Raw genomic sequence first — 14,958 nt, forward strand, 5'->3', positions numbered from 1 at the left:
AAGACCATGGTCGTATGGCCCGGGGGAGGGTGTCGCCGTTACAACTTAGGGCAACAAAAACAACACTCTTCACCGAGGTAAAGCGCCATGACAGCGGCATCCGTGTACCCCGTGCGCCCCGAAGTGGCCGCGACCACTCTGACCGACGAGGCCACCTACAAGAAGCTGTATCAGCAGTCGGTGGTCAACCCCGACGGCTTCTGGCGCGAACAGGCCCAGCGCATCGACTGGATCAAGCCTTTCACCAAGGTCAAGCAGACCTCCTTCGACGACCACCACGTCGACATCAAGTGGTTCGCCGATGGCACCCTGAACCTCTCCTACAACTGCCTCGACCGCCACCTGGCCGAGCGCGGTGATCAGCTCGCCATCATCTGGGAAGGCGACGATCCTTCCGAGCACAAGGAAATCACCTACCGCGAACTGCACGAGCAGGTCTGCAAGTTCGCCAACGCCCTGCGCGGCCAGGACGTGCACCGTGGCGACGTGGTGACCATCTACATGCCGATGATCCCCGAAGCCGTGGTCGCCATGCTGGCCTGCGCCCGCATCGGTGCGATCCACTCCGTGGTGTTCGGTGGCTTCTCCCCCGAAGCCCTGGCGGGCCGCATCATCGACTGCCGCTCCAAGGTCGTGATCACCGCCGACGAAGGCTTGCGCGGCGGCAAGAAGACCCCGCTCAAAGCCAACGTCGACGACGCGCTGACCAACCCCGAAACCAGCAGCGTGCAGAAGATCATCGTCTGCAAGCGCACCGGTTCTGACATCAAGTGGAACCAGCACCGCGACGTGTGGTTCGAGGACCTGATGAAGGTCGCAGGCTCCACCTGCGCGCCGAAGGAAATGGGTGCCGAGGACCCGCTGTTCATCCTCTACACCTCCGGCTCCACCGGCAAACCCAAAGGCGTGCTGCACACCACCGGCGGCTACCTGGTCTACGCCTCGCTGACCCATGAGCGCGTGTTCGACTACCGTCCGGGCGAAGTCTTCTGGTGCACCGCCGACATCGGCTGGGTCACCGGCCACACCTATGTCGTCTACGGCCCGCTGGCCAACGGCGCCACCACCGTGCTGTTCGAGGGCGTGCCGAACTACCCGGACATCTCCCGCGTCGCGAAGATCGTCGACAAGCACAAGGTCAACATCCTCTACACCGCACCGACCGCCATCCGCGCCATGATGGCCGAGGGCAAGGCTGCCGTCGAAGGCGCCGACGGTTCCAGCCTGCGCCTGCTGGGTTCGGTGGGCGAACCGATCAACCCGGAAGCCTGGCAGTGGTACTACGAGACCGTCGGCCAGTCGCGCTGCCCGATCGTCGACACCTGGTGGCAGACCGAAACCGGCGCCTGCCTGATGTCCCCGCTGCCGGGTGCTCACGGCCTGAAGCCGGGCTCCGCCGCCAAGCCGTTCTTCGGCGTGGTGCCGGCGCTGGTGGACAACCTGGGCAACATCCTGGAAGGGGCCACCGAGGGCAACCTGGTGATCCTCGACTCCTGGCCGGGTCAGGCACGCACCTTGTACGGCGATCACGACCGCTACGTGGACACCTACTTCAAGACCTTCAAGGGCATGTACTTCACCGGCGACGGCGCCCGTCGCGACGAGGACGGCTACTACTGGATCACCGGTCGCGTGGATGACGTGCTCAACGTCTCCGGCCACCGCATGGGCACCGCCGAAATCGAGAGCGCCCTGGTCGCCCACCCGAAAGTGGCCGAGGCCGCGGTGGTGGGTGTGCCGCACGACATCAAGGGGCAGGGCATCTACGTCTACGTCACCCTGAATGCCGGTGAGGAAAGCAACGAGCAACTGCGCCAGGAACTGCGTGCCTGGGTGCGCAAGGAAATCGGCCCGATCGCCACCCCCGACGTGATCCAGTGGGCGCCCGGCCTGCCGAAGACCCGCTCGGGCAAGATCATGCGCCGCATCCTGCGCAAGATCGCCACGGCCGAGTACGACACCCTGGGTGACATCTCCACCCTGGCCGATCCGGGTGTGGTGCAGCACCTGATCGACACGCACCAGGCCATGCGCGCGGCCTGATTCGCCGCTCGATGAAAAACGCCCCGCTTGCCGGGGCGTTTTTCATTTTGTGTTTTTAGTTTTATGCCGATGGCCTGCCCATCCCGAAGTGCAGGCGGAGCACGAACGTAGGATGGCGTGGAGCGCAGCGATACCCATCGATCCCGGCAACGGCAGGATGCGGTTCGCGAGCAAGCTCGCTCCTACGAAAAGCACAAAGCCCAAAGCCATGCTGCGCTGCTCTGTCTTCGGTTTCAGCTCTTGAGGTCTTCCAGAGAAGCATCCGCACGCGCCGAGTGCCCCTTTCAGGAGGCCGAAGAACCGAGGGTACTTTTCGCGAAGCGAAAAGCCGGATGGCAGGGGCAAGCCCTTTGGTTACTTTCTGGCGTTTGAGAAAGTAACTCGCCCGAGGGGGCGAAACACGAAGCTCGCGTGCACGCCAAAGCGGTGCAGAAACCCTCAACTCGAAGCAACAAGCCAACACCGGAGTCAAAGCAGACGCCGGCCCTGCCGGTGGGTCGCGGACAACGTCCTCCTACAGTGTGCTTCCTGCCCACCGGTAACATTTCCCTGCGACAAAATGAGGCGACAGGAAACAATTCGCACAGCTTTGGTGCGTCTTTTCTGTCCCCTCGGAATGAGTCAATATCGCGCACCCCGCGCGGAGGCTGGGGGCTGATATTTGTGGCCCAATTACTGCAAGTAAATTGGGTTTTACTACCTGCTTTCGAATCACGTAAAATCCGCGCCGTCAAGCCGCCGGAGCCTTGTCTCCAGCGCTTCTATAATTACTTGTCGCATTGAAGAAATAACCGCTCCGGGGCTGTCGCTAGAATGCCGCTCACCCCGGTAGGTGTGCTTTTCACAAGAATCACACCGGCAATGCGCAGACGAACAATAACCTTCACTTCTGCACGGGCAGCCTGGGCCAACCCCTTTCTCCTGCCATCGAAGACCTACCCTCGAAGGAGTTACTGATGAAGAAGTTTGCACTTCTCGGTGCGCTGGCCCTGTCCGCGCTTTCCCTGGTTGCCCATGCTGACGACAAGCCGGTTCGCATCGGTATCGAAGCCGGTTATCCGCCTTTCTCCTTCAAGACTCCCGACGGCAAGCTCGCCGGTTTCGACGTCGATATCGGCAACGCCCTGTGCGAAGAAATGAAGGTCAAGTGCACCTGGGTCGAGCAGGAATTCGACGGCCTGATCCCGGCGCTGAAAGTTCGCAAGATCGACGCCATCCTCTCGTCCATGACCATCACCGACGAGCGCAAGAAGTCCGTCGACTTCACCAACAAGTACTACCACACCCCTGCGCGCTTCGTGATGAAGGAAGGCGTGACCCTGAACGACCCGCTGGTCGACCTCAAGGGCAAGAAGGTTGGCGTCCTGCGCGCCTCGACTCACGACCGTTACGCCACTGACGTCCTGGCCCCGGCCGGCATCGAAGTCGTGCGCTACAACTCGCAGAACGAAGCCAACATGGACCTGGTTTCCGGCCGCATCGACGCGACCATGGCTGACTCGGTCAACCTCGACGACGGCTTCCTGAAAACCGACGCCGGCAAGGGCTATGCCTTCGTAGGCCCGGAATACAACGATCCGAAGTACTTCGGTGGTGGCGCCGGCATCGCCGTGCGCAAGGGCGATACCGCCCTGGCCGAGAAATTCAACGCGGCCATCGCCGGTATTCGCGCCAACGGCAAGTACAAGGCAGTACAGGACAAGTACTTCAAGTTCGACGTCTACGGCGAGAACTGATCCACGTCCAGAAGTGGCGCAAACCCGGGCCTGTTCCTGAAGTTTGTGCCACTTTTTTATTGGGGCTGAGGCGCGACTCCGTGCTCGCCCTGCAGCGTCCGTGTGGTTGCGGGCGGCGTCCGGTCTAGAGGTGCGAAACTATGTTCAATGGCTACGGAGCCACCATCGTCGATGGTGCCTGGCTGACGCTTCAGCTGTCCTTGCTGTCGATGGCTCTGGCGATCGCGCTGGGTCTGCTCGGCGCGGCCATCCGCCTGTCGCCGGTGAAATGGTTGGCCTGGTGCGGTGACCTCTATTCCACCGTGATCCGCGGCGTACCGGACCTGGTGTTGATCCTGCTGATCTTCTACGGCGGCCAGGCCGCGGTGAACTGGGTTGCGCCGATGGTCGGCTATGACGACTACATCGATCTCAATCCCTTCGCCTCTGGCGTCGGCACCCTGGGCTTCATCTTCGGCGCCTACCTGTCCGAGACCTTCCGTGGCGCCTTCATGGCGATCCCGAAGGGTCAGGGCGAGGCTGGCTTCGCCTACGGCATGAGCCCGCTGCAGGTGTTCTTCCGCATCCAGGTGCCGCAGATGATCCGCCTGGCCATTCCCGGTTTCACCAACAACTGGCTGGTGCTGGTCAAGGCGACTGCGCTGATCTCCGTGGTCGGCCTGCAGGACATGATGTTCAAGGCCAAGCAGGCCTCGGACGCGACCCGCGAACCCTTCACCTATTTCCTTGCCGTGGCAGCGCTGTACCTGGTGGTCACCAGCGTTTCCCTGGTGTTGCTGCGCCTGCTCGAACGCCGCTATTCGGTCGGCGTGAAAGTCGCCGAGCTTTGAGTCAGGGAGCCCTCGCATGATCTTTGATTACTCCGTCATCTGGGACAGCCTGCCGCTCTACTTCAGCGGCCTGCTGGTGACCCTCAAGCTGCTGGCGATCTCGCTGTTCTTCGGCCTGCTCGCGGCGGTGCCGCTGGCGCTGATGCGCTGCTCGAAGAACCCCGCGGTGAACCTGCCGGCGTGGCTGTACACCTACGTCATCCGCGGCACGCCGATGCTGGTGCAGCTGTTCCTCATCTATTACGGCCTGGCGCAGTTCGAGGCAGTGCGTGAAAGTGCGATGTGGCCGTTGCTGTCCAACGCCACCTTCTGCGCCTGCGCCGCCTTTGCCATCAATACCAGTGCCTATACCGCCGAGATTCTCGCCGGCAGCATTCGCGCCACGCCGCATGGCGAGATCGAAGCGGCCAAGGCCATGGGCATGTCGCGCCTGAAGATGTACCGCCGCATCCTGCTGCCTTCGGCCCTGCGCCGGGCGCTGCCGCAGTACAGCAACGAAGTGATCATGATGCTGCAGACCACCAGCCTTGCGTCCATCGTCACCCTGGTGGACATCACCGGCGCCGCGCGCACGGTGTACTCGCAGTACTACCTGCCGTTCGAGGCTTTCATTACCGCCGGCATCTTCTACCTGATCATGACCTTCACCCTGGTGCGCCTGTTCAAGTTGGCCGAGCGCCGCTGGCTGGCCTATCTCGCGCCGCGCAAGCACTGAGGAAAAGACCGTGGAACGTATCGATCATCTGCTGCCGTGGAGCAGCCTGGGTAGCGAACGCCGCCTCAGCGTATTCCGCTATGGCAAGGGCTCGCGCAAGGTCTACATCCAGTCCAGCCTGCACGCCGACGAGCTGCCGGGCATGCGCACCGCCTGGGAGCTCAAGCAGCGCCTGGCAGACCTGGAATCGCGCGGGCAACTGAATTGCGTCGTCGAACTGGTGCCGGTGGCCAACCCCATCGGCCTGGGCCAGACCCTGCAGGCCAGCCACCTGGGCCGTTTCGAGTTCGGCAGCGGGAAGAACTTCAATCGCGAGTTCGTTGAGCTCAGCGCTCTGGTTGCCGAGCGTGTCGGCGACAAGCTGGGTGCCGACGAAGCCGCCAACGTCGCGCTGATCCGCCAGGCCATGCGTGATGGCCTCGACGCGCTGCCGCCGGCCTCGTCCGAGCTGCAGGGCATGCAGCGCATCCTGCTGCGCCACGCCTGCGACGCCGAAGTGGTGCTCGACCTGCACTGCGACTTCGACGCCGCCATCCACGTCTACGCGATCCCGCAGCACTGGCCGCGCTGGAAGTCGCTGGCAGCGCGTCTGAAAGCTGGCGTCGCTCTGCTTGCCGAAGATTCCGGCGGCAGTTCCTTCGACGAATCCTGTTCGCTGCCCTGGCTGCGCCTGGCGCAGGCCTTCCCGCAGGCGGCGATTCCGCTGGCGTGCCTGGCGACCACCGTCGAGCTGGGCGGTGTGGGCGATACCCGCGTCGATCAGGCGCAGGCCAACGCCGAAGCCATCCTCGGCTTCCTCGCCGAGCAGGGCCTGATCGCCGGCGACTGGCCGGCCGCCCCGGCCGACTGCTGCGAAGGCATGCCCTTCGAAGGCACCGAATACCTCTATGCACCCCACGTTGGCGTGGTGAGTTTCCTGCGCAAGGCGGGGGAGTGGGTAGAGAAGGGCGATGCACTGTTCGAGGTGGTCGACCCGCTGAACGACCAGGTCAGCACCGTTCGCGCCGGGACATCCGGTGTGCTGTTCGCCATCGAGCGTGGGCGCTACGCCCAGCCGGGGCTTTGGCTGGCCAAGGTGGCCGGGCGTGAGCCGTTCCGCAAGGGCCGGCTGATCAACGACTGAATTCGAGAACCGACACCATGTACAAACTGGAAATCCAGGACCTGCACAAGCGCTACGGCACCCATGAGGTGCTCAAGGGCGTCTCCCTGGCGGCGAAAGCGGGCGACGTGATCAGCATCATCGGCTCCTCCGGCTCGGGCAAGAGCACCTTCCTGCGCTGCATCAACCTGCTGGAGCAGCCCCACGCCGGCAAGATCCTGCTCAACGGCGAAGAGCTCAAGCTGGTGCCGAACAAGGACGGCGCGCTCAAGGCTGCCGACGCCAAGCAGCTGCAGCGCATGCGCTCGCGCCTGTCGATGGTGTTCCAGCACTTCAACCTGTGGTCGCACATGAGCGCCCTGGAAAACGTCATCGAAGCGCCAGTCCACGTGCTGGGCGTGTCGAAGAAAGAGGCGCTGGAAAAGGCTGAGCACTACCTGGCGAAAGTCGGCGTGGCGCACCGCAAGGACGCCTACCCCGCGCACATGTCCGGTGGTGAGCAGCAGCGCGTGGCCATCGCCCGTGCGCTGGCGGTCGAGCCGGAAGTCATGCTGTTCGACGAACCGACCTCGGCGCTCGACCCCGAGCTGGTCGGCGAAGTCCTGCGGGTGATGCAGGACCTGGCCCAGGAAGGCCGCACCATGGTGGTGGTGACCCACGAGATGGGCTTCGCCCGCGAGGTCTCCAATCAGCTGGTGTTTCTGCACAAGGGCCTGGTGGAAGAGGCGGGCTGCCCGAAGGAAGTCCTGGCCAATCCGCAATCGGACCGCCTCAAGCAGTTCCTTTCCGGCAGCTTGAAGTAAGCTGTCTGTTACCGTCGCCTGGTGATCTAGCCGCATGACCGCACAACGCATCGGATTCCTCCTCTGGCCGCACACGCGGGCGCTGACCCTCGCGCTGGCCGAGGAGGCCCTGCGGGCCGCCCGCCGGTTGCACCCCGAAGCGCTCTACGAACCGGTGTTCATGAGCGCCGAGACGGTCGCTGAGGCGGAGGGCTGGCGTCTGCCTGGGCAGGCCTGGAACGGCGTGCTGGAGCAGTGCCAGCGCATCTTCCTGGTCGCCGACGAGATTCCGCAGACGGTGCCCGCGCCGCTGGCTGCCGTGCTCAAGCAACTGTCGCGCAGTGGCGTAAGCATCGGCGCATTGTCTGCTGGCATCTACCCGCTGGCGCAGCTGGGCCTGCTCGACGGCTACCGCGCCGCCGTGCACTGGCGCTGGCATGACGACTTCACCGAGCGTTACCCCAAGGTCATCGCCACCAATCACCTGTTCGAGTGGGATCGTGATCGCCTCAGCGCCTGCGGCGGCATGGCCGTGCTCGATCTGCTGCTGGCCGTGCTGTCCCGCGACCATGGCGCGGAACTGGCGGGCGCGGTATCCGAAGAGCTGGTGGTCGAACGCATCCGCGAAGGCTCCGAGCGCCAGCGCATTCCGCTGAAGAACCGCCTCGGTTCCAGCCATCCGAAGCTCACCCAGGCGGTGCTGCTGATGGAGGCGAACATCGAGGAGCCGCTGACCACCGACGAAATCGCCCAGCACGTGTGCGTCTCGCGCCGCCAGCTGGAGCGCATCTTCAAGCAGTACCTGACCCGCGTGCCCAGCCAGTACTACCTGGAGCTGCGCCTGAACCGCGCGCGGCAGATGCTCATGCAGACCAGCAAGTCGATCATCCAGATCGGCCTGTCCTGCGGCTTCTCCAGCGGTCCGCACTTCTCCAGCGCCTACCGCAACTTCTTCGGCGTGACCCCGCGCGAAGATCGCAACCAGCGCCGCGGCCAGAGCGTCGCCGAGGCTGCCCCGGTGGTCGCCGAGCGCGGCTGATCCAGCCGAGAATGCCCCGTAGGGCGAATAACCTGGAACAGGTTATCCGCCGATGCGGGTAGGGCGGATAACGCTGGCGCGTTATGCGCCCTACTGCACTGTCCTTTGTAGGAGCGAGCTTGCTCGCGAACGATCTTGCCGAATGTGCCGGTGTAAAGCGGTTCGCGAGCAAGCTCGCTCCTACAGCGAATGCCCTTCCTGCCTTATTCCTTTTTCCCCCGTTCGCCGAGCGAACAAATTCCACGCTCGCGTGTACCCGCAGCAGACCGCAGGCCTTACACTGCGCCTTCCCGACGCTTTCTGTCGCATTTTCGTAAGCCTCGGCAATTCGCGGGTTGGCGCTATAACAAGTTGTCGCATGGCGGCAATGACGGCCCGCTGTTCGTCCCTACAATCCATTCATCGATAGCCGCCTCAACCAGGCAGGAGAACACCGATGTCCGCTCCGCAAGCTCAGGTCCAACGCTCCGACTTCGACCAGGTCATGGTTCCCAACTATTCGCCGGCAGCGTTCATTCCGGTGCGTGGCGAAGGCTCGCGAGTCTGGGATCAGAGCGGCCGAGAGCTAGTGGACTTCGCCGGCGGCATCGCGGTGAGCTCCCTGGGGCATGGTCATCCGGCATTGATGCAGGCGCTGACCGAGCAGGCCGGCAAGATCTGGCACGTCTCCAACGTCTTCACCAATGAGCCGGCCCTGCGCCTGGCCAAGAAGTTGATCGACGCCACCTTCGCCGAGCGCGTGTTCTTCGCCAACTCCGGCGCCGAGGCCAACGAGGCCGCGCTGAAGCTGGCGCGCCGCTACGCCCATGACGTCTACGGCCCCGAGAAGTTCGAGATCATCTCGATGGTCAACAGCTTCCACGGCCGCACCCTGTTCACCGTCAACGTCGGTGGCCAGGCCAAGTATTCCGATGGTTTCGGCCCGAAGGTCGAAGGCATCACCCACATCCCGTTCAACGACCTGGAAGCCCTGAAGGCGGCCATCTCCGACAAGACCTGCGCGGTGATCATCGAGCCGGTGCAGGGCGAGAGCGGTGTTCTGCCGGCCGATCAGGCGTACCTGGAAGGCGTGCGCAAGCTGTGCGACGAGAACAACGCGCTGCTGATCTTCGATGAAGTGCAGAGCGGCTTCGGTCGCATCGGCTACCTCTACGCCCACCAGTACTACGGCGTGAACCCGGACATCCTCTCCAGCGCCAAGGGCCTGGGCGGCGGCTTCCCGATCGGCGCCATGCTGACCACCGCGAAGATCGCCGAACACCTGGTCGTCGGCACCCACGGCACCACCTACGGTGGCAACCCGCTGGCGTGCGCCGTTGCCGGTGCGGCCTTCGACGTGATCAACACCCCAGAAGTGCTCGAAGGCGTGAAAGCCAAGCACGAGCGCTTCAAGGTGCGCCTGGAGAAGCTCGCCGCCGAGTACGGCATCTTCACCCAGGTTCGCGGCATGGGCATGCTGATCGGTGCGGTGCTCAACGATGCCTTCAAGGGCAAGGCCAAGGACGTGCTCAACGCCGCCGAAAAGGAGGGCGTGATGATCCTGCAGGCCGGCCCGGACGTGGTGCGCTTCGCCCCCAGCCTGGTGATCCCGGACGCGGACATCGATGAAGGTCTGGACCGTCTCGAGCGCGCCATCGCCAAGCTGACCCGCGGCTGATCCCCCGGCTACGCTGAACCGGCGAGGCCCGTGCCTCGCCGTCTGACCGGCCGGATTGTCCCGGCCAGTTCTTCGAATTGCCCTGATGTGTGCGGCACGGCTGTGTCGCGCCCATGAATCAAGAATCACGAACTTTTGTCTGGTTAGAGGAGTGACGCCATGCTGGTGATGCGCCCCGCCCAAGTGGCCGACCTGCAGCAAGTGCAGCGTCTCGCCGCGGATAGCCCGGTCGGCGTCACGTCGCTGCCGGACGACGCGGAACGCCTGCGGGATAAGATTCTCGCCTCGGAGGCCTCGTTCGCCGCCGAAGTGAGCTTCAACGGTGAGGAAAGCTATTTCTTCGTGCTCGAAGACAGTGAGACCGGCCGCCTCGTCGGCTGCTCGGCCATCGTCGCTTCGGCCGGCTTCTCCGAACCGTTCTACAGCTTCCGCAACGAGACCTTCGTGCACGCTTCCCGCGAGCTGAAGATCCACAACAAGATTCACGTCCTCTCGCTGTGCCATGACCTCACCGGCAACAGCCTGCTGACCAGCTTCTACGTCGAGCGCGACCTGGTGAACACGCCGATCGCCGAGCTGAATTCCCGTGGTCGCCTGCTGTTCATGGCCAGCCACCCGGAGCGCTTCGCCGACGCGGTGGTGGTGGAGATCGTCGGCTACAGCGACGAGCAGGGCGAGTCGCCGTTCTGGAACGCCATCGGGCGCAACTTCTTCGACCTCGATTACAGCGCGGCCGAGAAGCTCTCGGGCCTGAAGAGCCGTACCTTCCTCGCCGAGCTGATGCCGCATTACCCGATCTACGTGCCGCTGCTGCCGGACGATGCCCAGGAGGCCATGGGCCAGGTGCATCCGCGTGCGCAGATCACCTTCGACATTCTGATGCGCGACGGCTTCGAGTCCGACAACTACGTCGACATTTTCGATGGTGGCCCGGCGCTGCACGCGCGCACCAGCAGCATTCGTTCCATTGCGCAGAGCCGGCAGGTGCCGGTGCGCATTGGCGAGGGCGGCAAGGGCAACCGCGGCTACCTGGTCACCAACGGCCAACTGCAGGACTTCCGCGCCATCGTCGCGGAACTCGATTGGGTACCGGGCAAGCCCGTCACCCTGAACCAGGAAACCGCCGAAGCCCTGGGCATCGGCGAGGGCGCCAGCGTGCGCCTGGTTGCGATCTGAGGGGAGAGAGCATGATCGTCCGTCCCGTAACCAGCGCCGACCTGCCGGCTCTCTTTGACCTGGCGCGCAGCACCGGCACCGGCCTGACCACGCTGCCAGCCAATGAGCAGCGCCTGCAGCACCGCGTGAACTGGGCCGAGAAGGCCTTCCGTGGCGAAGCCGAGCGCGCTGACGCCGACTACCTGTTCGTGCTGGAGAACGACGAAGGCAAGGTCGTCGGCATCTCCGCCGTGGCCGGCGCCGTCGGCCTGCGCGAGCCCTGGTACAACTACCGCGTCGGCCTGACTGTCAGCGCCTCCCAGGAGCTGGGCATCCATCGCGAGATTCCCACGCTGTTCCTGGCCAACGACCTTACCGGGCAGTCTGAGCTGTGCTCGCTGTTCCTGCATGCCGACCACCGCACCGGCCTGAACGGTCGGCTGGTGTCCAAGGCGCGCTTCCTGTTCATCGCCGAATTCCGCGAGCTGTTCGGCGACAAGGTGATCGCCGAGATGCGCGGCATGTCCGATGAAGACGGCCGCTCGCCATTCTGGGAAAGCCTGGGTCGGCACTTCTTCAAGATGGAGTTCAGCCAGGCTGACTACCTGACCGGTGTGGGCAACAAGGCCTTCATTGCCGAGTTGATGCCCAAGTTCCCGCTCTATTCCTGCTTCCTCTCCGAAGATGCGCGCGAGGTGATCGGGCGTGTGCATCCGCACACCGAACCGGCGCTGGCCATGCTTAAGGCCGAGGGCTTCAGCTACCAGGGCTACGTCGACATCTTCGACGCAGGCCCGGCCATCGAGGCGCCGACCGAGAAGATTCGCGCCATCGCCGACAGTCAGACGCTGGTGCTGGCCATCGGCACGCCGGGCGACGACGCCGAGCCCTACCTGATTCACAACCGCAAGCGCGAGGAGTGCCGCATCACCGCGGCGCCGGCGCGCGTGGCCGCCGGCTCGCTGGTGGTCGATGCGCAGACCGCCAAGCGCCTGCGCCTGTCCGCCGGGGCTTCGGTCCGCGCGGTGCCCCTCTCCGGAAAACGCAACTGACGCCGCCCGGCGTCAGGGGAGCCTGATGATGAATACCCACTACATTGCCGGCCAGTGGCTGGCGGGCGAAGGCGAGCCGCTGGAATCGCTCTGCCCGGTCAGCCAGGCCGTGGTCTGGTCCGGCCGCGCGGCTTCGGCCGAGCAGGTCGCCGCCGCCGTCGCCGCCGCACGCTATGCCTTCCCGGCCTGGGCCCGTCGCCCGGTGGAAGAGCGCATCGCCGTGCTGGAAAGCTTCGCGGCTGCCCTCAAGGGCCGCTCCGAGGAACTGGCCCGCGCCATCGGCGAGGAAACCGGCAAGCCGCTGTGGGAAGCCGCCACCGAAGTGACCAGCATGGTCAACAAGGTCGCCATCTCGGTTCAGGCCTTCCGTGAGCGCACTGGCGAGAAGAGCGGCCCGCTGGCCGACGCCACCGCCGTGCTGCGCCACAAACCCCATGGTGTAGTCGCCGTGTTCGGCCCGTACAACTTCCCCGGCCACCTGCCCAACGGCCACATAGTGCCAGCGTTGTTGGCGGGCAACGCCGTGGTGTTCAAGCCCAGCGAGCTGACCCCGAAGGTCGCCGAGCTGACCCTGCAGGCCTGGATCGAGGCGGGCATTCCCGCCGGCGTGATCAACCTGGTGCAGGGCGCCCGTGATACCGGCATGGCACTGGCTGGCAACGACGATATCGATGGCCTGTTCTTCACCGGCTCCAGCCGCACCGGCAACCTGCTGCACAGCCAGTTCGGCGGTCGTCCGCAGAAGATCCTGGCGCTGGAAATGGGCGGCAATAACCCGCTGGTCGTCGATGAAGTGAAGGATGTGGATGCTGCCGTCTACACCATCATCCAGTCCGCCTTCATTTCCGCCGGCCAGCGCTGCACCTGCGCTCGCCGCCTGCTGGTGCCGCAGGGCGCCTGGGGCGATGCGCTGATCGAGCGCCTGGTGGCCGTGGCTTCGACCATCAAGGTCGGCCGTTTCGACGAACAACCGTCGCCCTTCATGGGCTCGGTGATCTCGCTGGCCGCCGCGCAGCACCTGATCAAGGCCCAGGAGCAACTGCTGGCCAAGGGCGCCAAGCCGCTGCTGGCGATGACCCAGCCGCTGGCCAGCGCTGCGTTGCTGACCCCCGGCATCCTCGACGTGACCGCTGTCAGCGAGCGCCCGGACGAAGAGTTCTTCGGCCCGTTGCTGCAGGTGATCCGCTACTCAGGCTTCGACGCTGCCGTGCGTGAAGCCAACGCCACCCAGTACGGCCTCGCCGCCGGCCTGCTGTCGGACTCCCGCGAGCGCTATGAGGACTTCCTCATCGAGAGCCGCGCCGGCATCGTCAACTGGAACAAGCAACTGACCGGTGCCGCCAGCAGCGCGCCGTTCGGCGGCATCGGCGCCTCCGGCAACCACCGCCCGAGCGCCTATTACGCCGCTGACTACTGCGCGTACCCGGTCGCCTCGCTGGAAAGCGACAGCCTGAGCCTGCCTGCAACCCTGACTCCGGGAGTGAGCCTGTAATGACCGCCTATGAGATGAACTTTGACGGGCTGGTCGGGCCGACCCACAACTACGGTGGGCTGTCCTACGGCAACGTCGCCTCGCAGAGCAACAGCCAGGCGGCGTCCAATCCGCGTGAAGCGGCGAAGCAGGGCCTGTCGAAGATGAAGGCGCTGATGGAAATGGGCTTCAAGCAGGGTGTGTTCGCCCCGCAGGAACGCCCGGCCATCGCTTCGTTGCGCGCCCTGGGCTTCTCCGGCTCCGACGCCGAAGTGATCGCCAAGGCTGCGAAAGAGGCCATGCCACTGCTCGCTGCCGTCAGCTCGGCGTCCTGCATGTGGACCGCCAACGCCGCCACCGTCAGCCCCAGCGCAGACACCGCGGATAACCGCGTGCACTTCACTGCCGCCAACCTGAACTGCAAGTTCCATCGCTCCATCGAACATCCGCAGACCAGTCGCATCCTCGCGGCGATGTTCAACGACGAGCAGCACTTCGCCCACCACGCCGCTCTGCCGGCAGTCGCCCAGTTCGGCGACGAGGGCGCGGCCAACCACACGCGCTTCTGCAAGTCCTATGGCGAAGCCGGCGTCGAGTTCTTCGTGTTCGGCCGCAGCGCCTTCGACAGCCGTTTCCCGGCACCGCAGCGCTACCCGGCGCGGCAGACCCTGGAAGCCTGCCAGGCGGTCGCCCGCCTGCACGGGCTGAGCGATGACGGCGTGGTCTACGCGCAGCAGAACCCGGCAGTGATCGACCAGGGCGTGTTCCACAACGATGTGATCGCGGTCGGCAACGGCGAAGTGCTGTTCCATCACGAAGACGCCTTCCTCGACACCGAACGCGTGCTCGCCGAACTGCACGACAAGCTGGGCCGCCGTGGCGGTCGCTTCCGTGCCGTGTGCGTGCCGCGCGACCAGGTCACCGTCGAGGACGCGGTGAAGTCCTACCTGTTCAACAGCCAGTTGCTCACCCGTGCCGACGGCAACCTGCTGCTGATCGTCCCGGAAGAGTGCCGCAAGAACGAGCGCGTGTGGAGCTACCTGTCGCGCCTGACCGCCGAGGAGGGCCCGATCCGCGAGGTGAAAGTATTCGACCTCAAACAGAGCATGCAGAACGGCGGCGGACCCGCCTGCCTGCGCCTGCGCGTGGCGCTGAACGACGCCGAGCTGGCGGCGGTCAATCCGGGCGTGATCATGACCCCGACCCTGCATGACACCCTGGTCACCTGGGTCGACAAGCACTACCGCGATCGCCTGGCCGAAACCGACCTGGCCGATCCGCAATTGCTGGTCGAGTGCCGGACGGCGTTGGATGAATTGAGCCAGATCCTTAAACTGGGCTCGGTTTATCCCTTCCAGCAGATTTGAGTAACTGAC

General features: G+C 64.7%; 12 protein-coding genes. All 12 read left to right on the plus strand.

All coding sequences use genetic code 11. From position 1 onward, the window contains the following. The first annotated feature begins 87 nt into the window (after positions 1–87). The gene (gene acs, locus CTR55_RS02075) at positions 88–2,043 is read left to right on the plus strand and encodes an acetate--CoA ligase (RefSeq protein WP_296283882.1); all 1,956 of its coding nucleotides are present in this window, start codon (positions 88–90) and stop codon (positions 2,041–2,043) included. Positions 2,044–2,999: 956 nt separating this feature from the next. Continuing rightward, positions 3,000–3,779, plus strand: coding sequence for an ABC transporter substrate-binding protein (locus CTR55_RS02080; RefSeq protein ID WP_296283883.1), 780 nt, complete (start codon positions 3,000–3,002; stop codon positions 3,777–3,779). Positions 3,780–3,919: 140 nt separating this feature from the next. Beyond that, entirely contained in the window at positions 3,920–4,609 is a 690-nt protein-coding gene (locus tag CTR55_RS02085) for an ABC transporter permease (RefSeq protein ID WP_296283884.1), read from the plus strand. Between the two features lie 16 nt (positions 4,610–4,625). After that, entirely contained in the window at positions 4,626–5,324 is a 699-nt protein-coding gene (locus CTR55_RS02090) for an ABC transporter permease (protein ID WP_296283885.1), read from the plus strand. Positions 5,325–5,334: 10 nt separating this feature from the next. Beyond that, positions 5,335–6,447: a succinylglutamate desuccinylase/aspartoacylase family protein gene (locus CTR55_RS02095; protein WP_296283886.1), complete on the plus strand. Its 1,113-nt coding sequence runs from the start codon at positions 5,335–5,337 to the stop codon at positions 6,445–6,447. A gap of 17 nt (positions 6,448–6,464) precedes the next feature. Then, positions 6,465–7,229: an arginine/ornithine transport ATP-binding protein AotP gene (gene aotP / locus CTR55_RS02100; protein WP_017517948.1), complete on the plus strand. Its 765-nt coding sequence runs from the start codon at positions 6,465–6,467 to the stop codon at positions 7,227–7,229. Between the two features lie 34 nt (positions 7,230–7,263). After that, the gene (argR, locus tag CTR55_RS02105; RefSeq protein WP_296283887.1) at positions 7,264–8,247 is read left to right on the plus strand and encodes a transcriptional regulator ArgR; all 984 of its coding nucleotides are present in this window, start codon (positions 7,264–7,266) and stop codon (positions 8,245–8,247) included. A gap of 436 nt (positions 8,248–8,683) precedes the next feature. Next, positions 8,684–9,904 (plus strand): aspartate aminotransferase family protein, encoded by a 1,221-nt coding sequence (locus CTR55_RS02110; RefSeq protein WP_296283888.1) that lies wholly within the window; start codon positions 8,684–8,686, stop codon positions 9,902–9,904. Positions 9,905–10,063: 159 nt separating this feature from the next. Next, entirely contained in the window at positions 10,064–11,080 is a 1,017-nt protein-coding gene (gene aruF / locus CTR55_RS02115) for an arginine/ornithine succinyltransferase subunit alpha (protein WP_296283889.1), read from the plus strand. Between the two features lie 11 nt (positions 11,081–11,091). Beyond that, positions 11,092–12,111, plus strand: a complete 1,020-nt coding sequence (gene astA / locus CTR55_RS02120; protein ID WP_296283890.1) for an arginine N-succinyltransferase — start codon at positions 11,092–11,094, stop codon at positions 12,109–12,111. Between the two features lie 25 nt (positions 12,112–12,136). Beyond that, a complete protein-coding gene (gene astD, locus CTR55_RS02125) occupies positions 12,137–13,603 on the plus strand; it encodes a succinylglutamate-semialdehyde dehydrogenase (protein WP_296283891.1) in 1,467 nt (488 codons plus the stop codon). Beyond that, the gene (gene astB, locus CTR55_RS02130) at positions 13,603–14,949 is read left to right on the plus strand and encodes an N-succinylarginine dihydrolase (protein WP_296283892.1); all 1,347 of its coding nucleotides are present in this window, start codon (positions 13,603–13,605) and stop codon (positions 14,947–14,949) included. The genes astD and astB overlap by 1 nt, the downstream gene beginning before the upstream one ends. Positions 14,950–14,958 lie beyond the last annotated feature (9 nt).

This window comes from Pseudomonas sp. (genome assembly GCF_002796985.1).
Lineage (GTDB): Bacteria > Pseudomonadota > Gammaproteobacteria > Pseudomonadales > Pseudomonadaceae > Pseudomonas.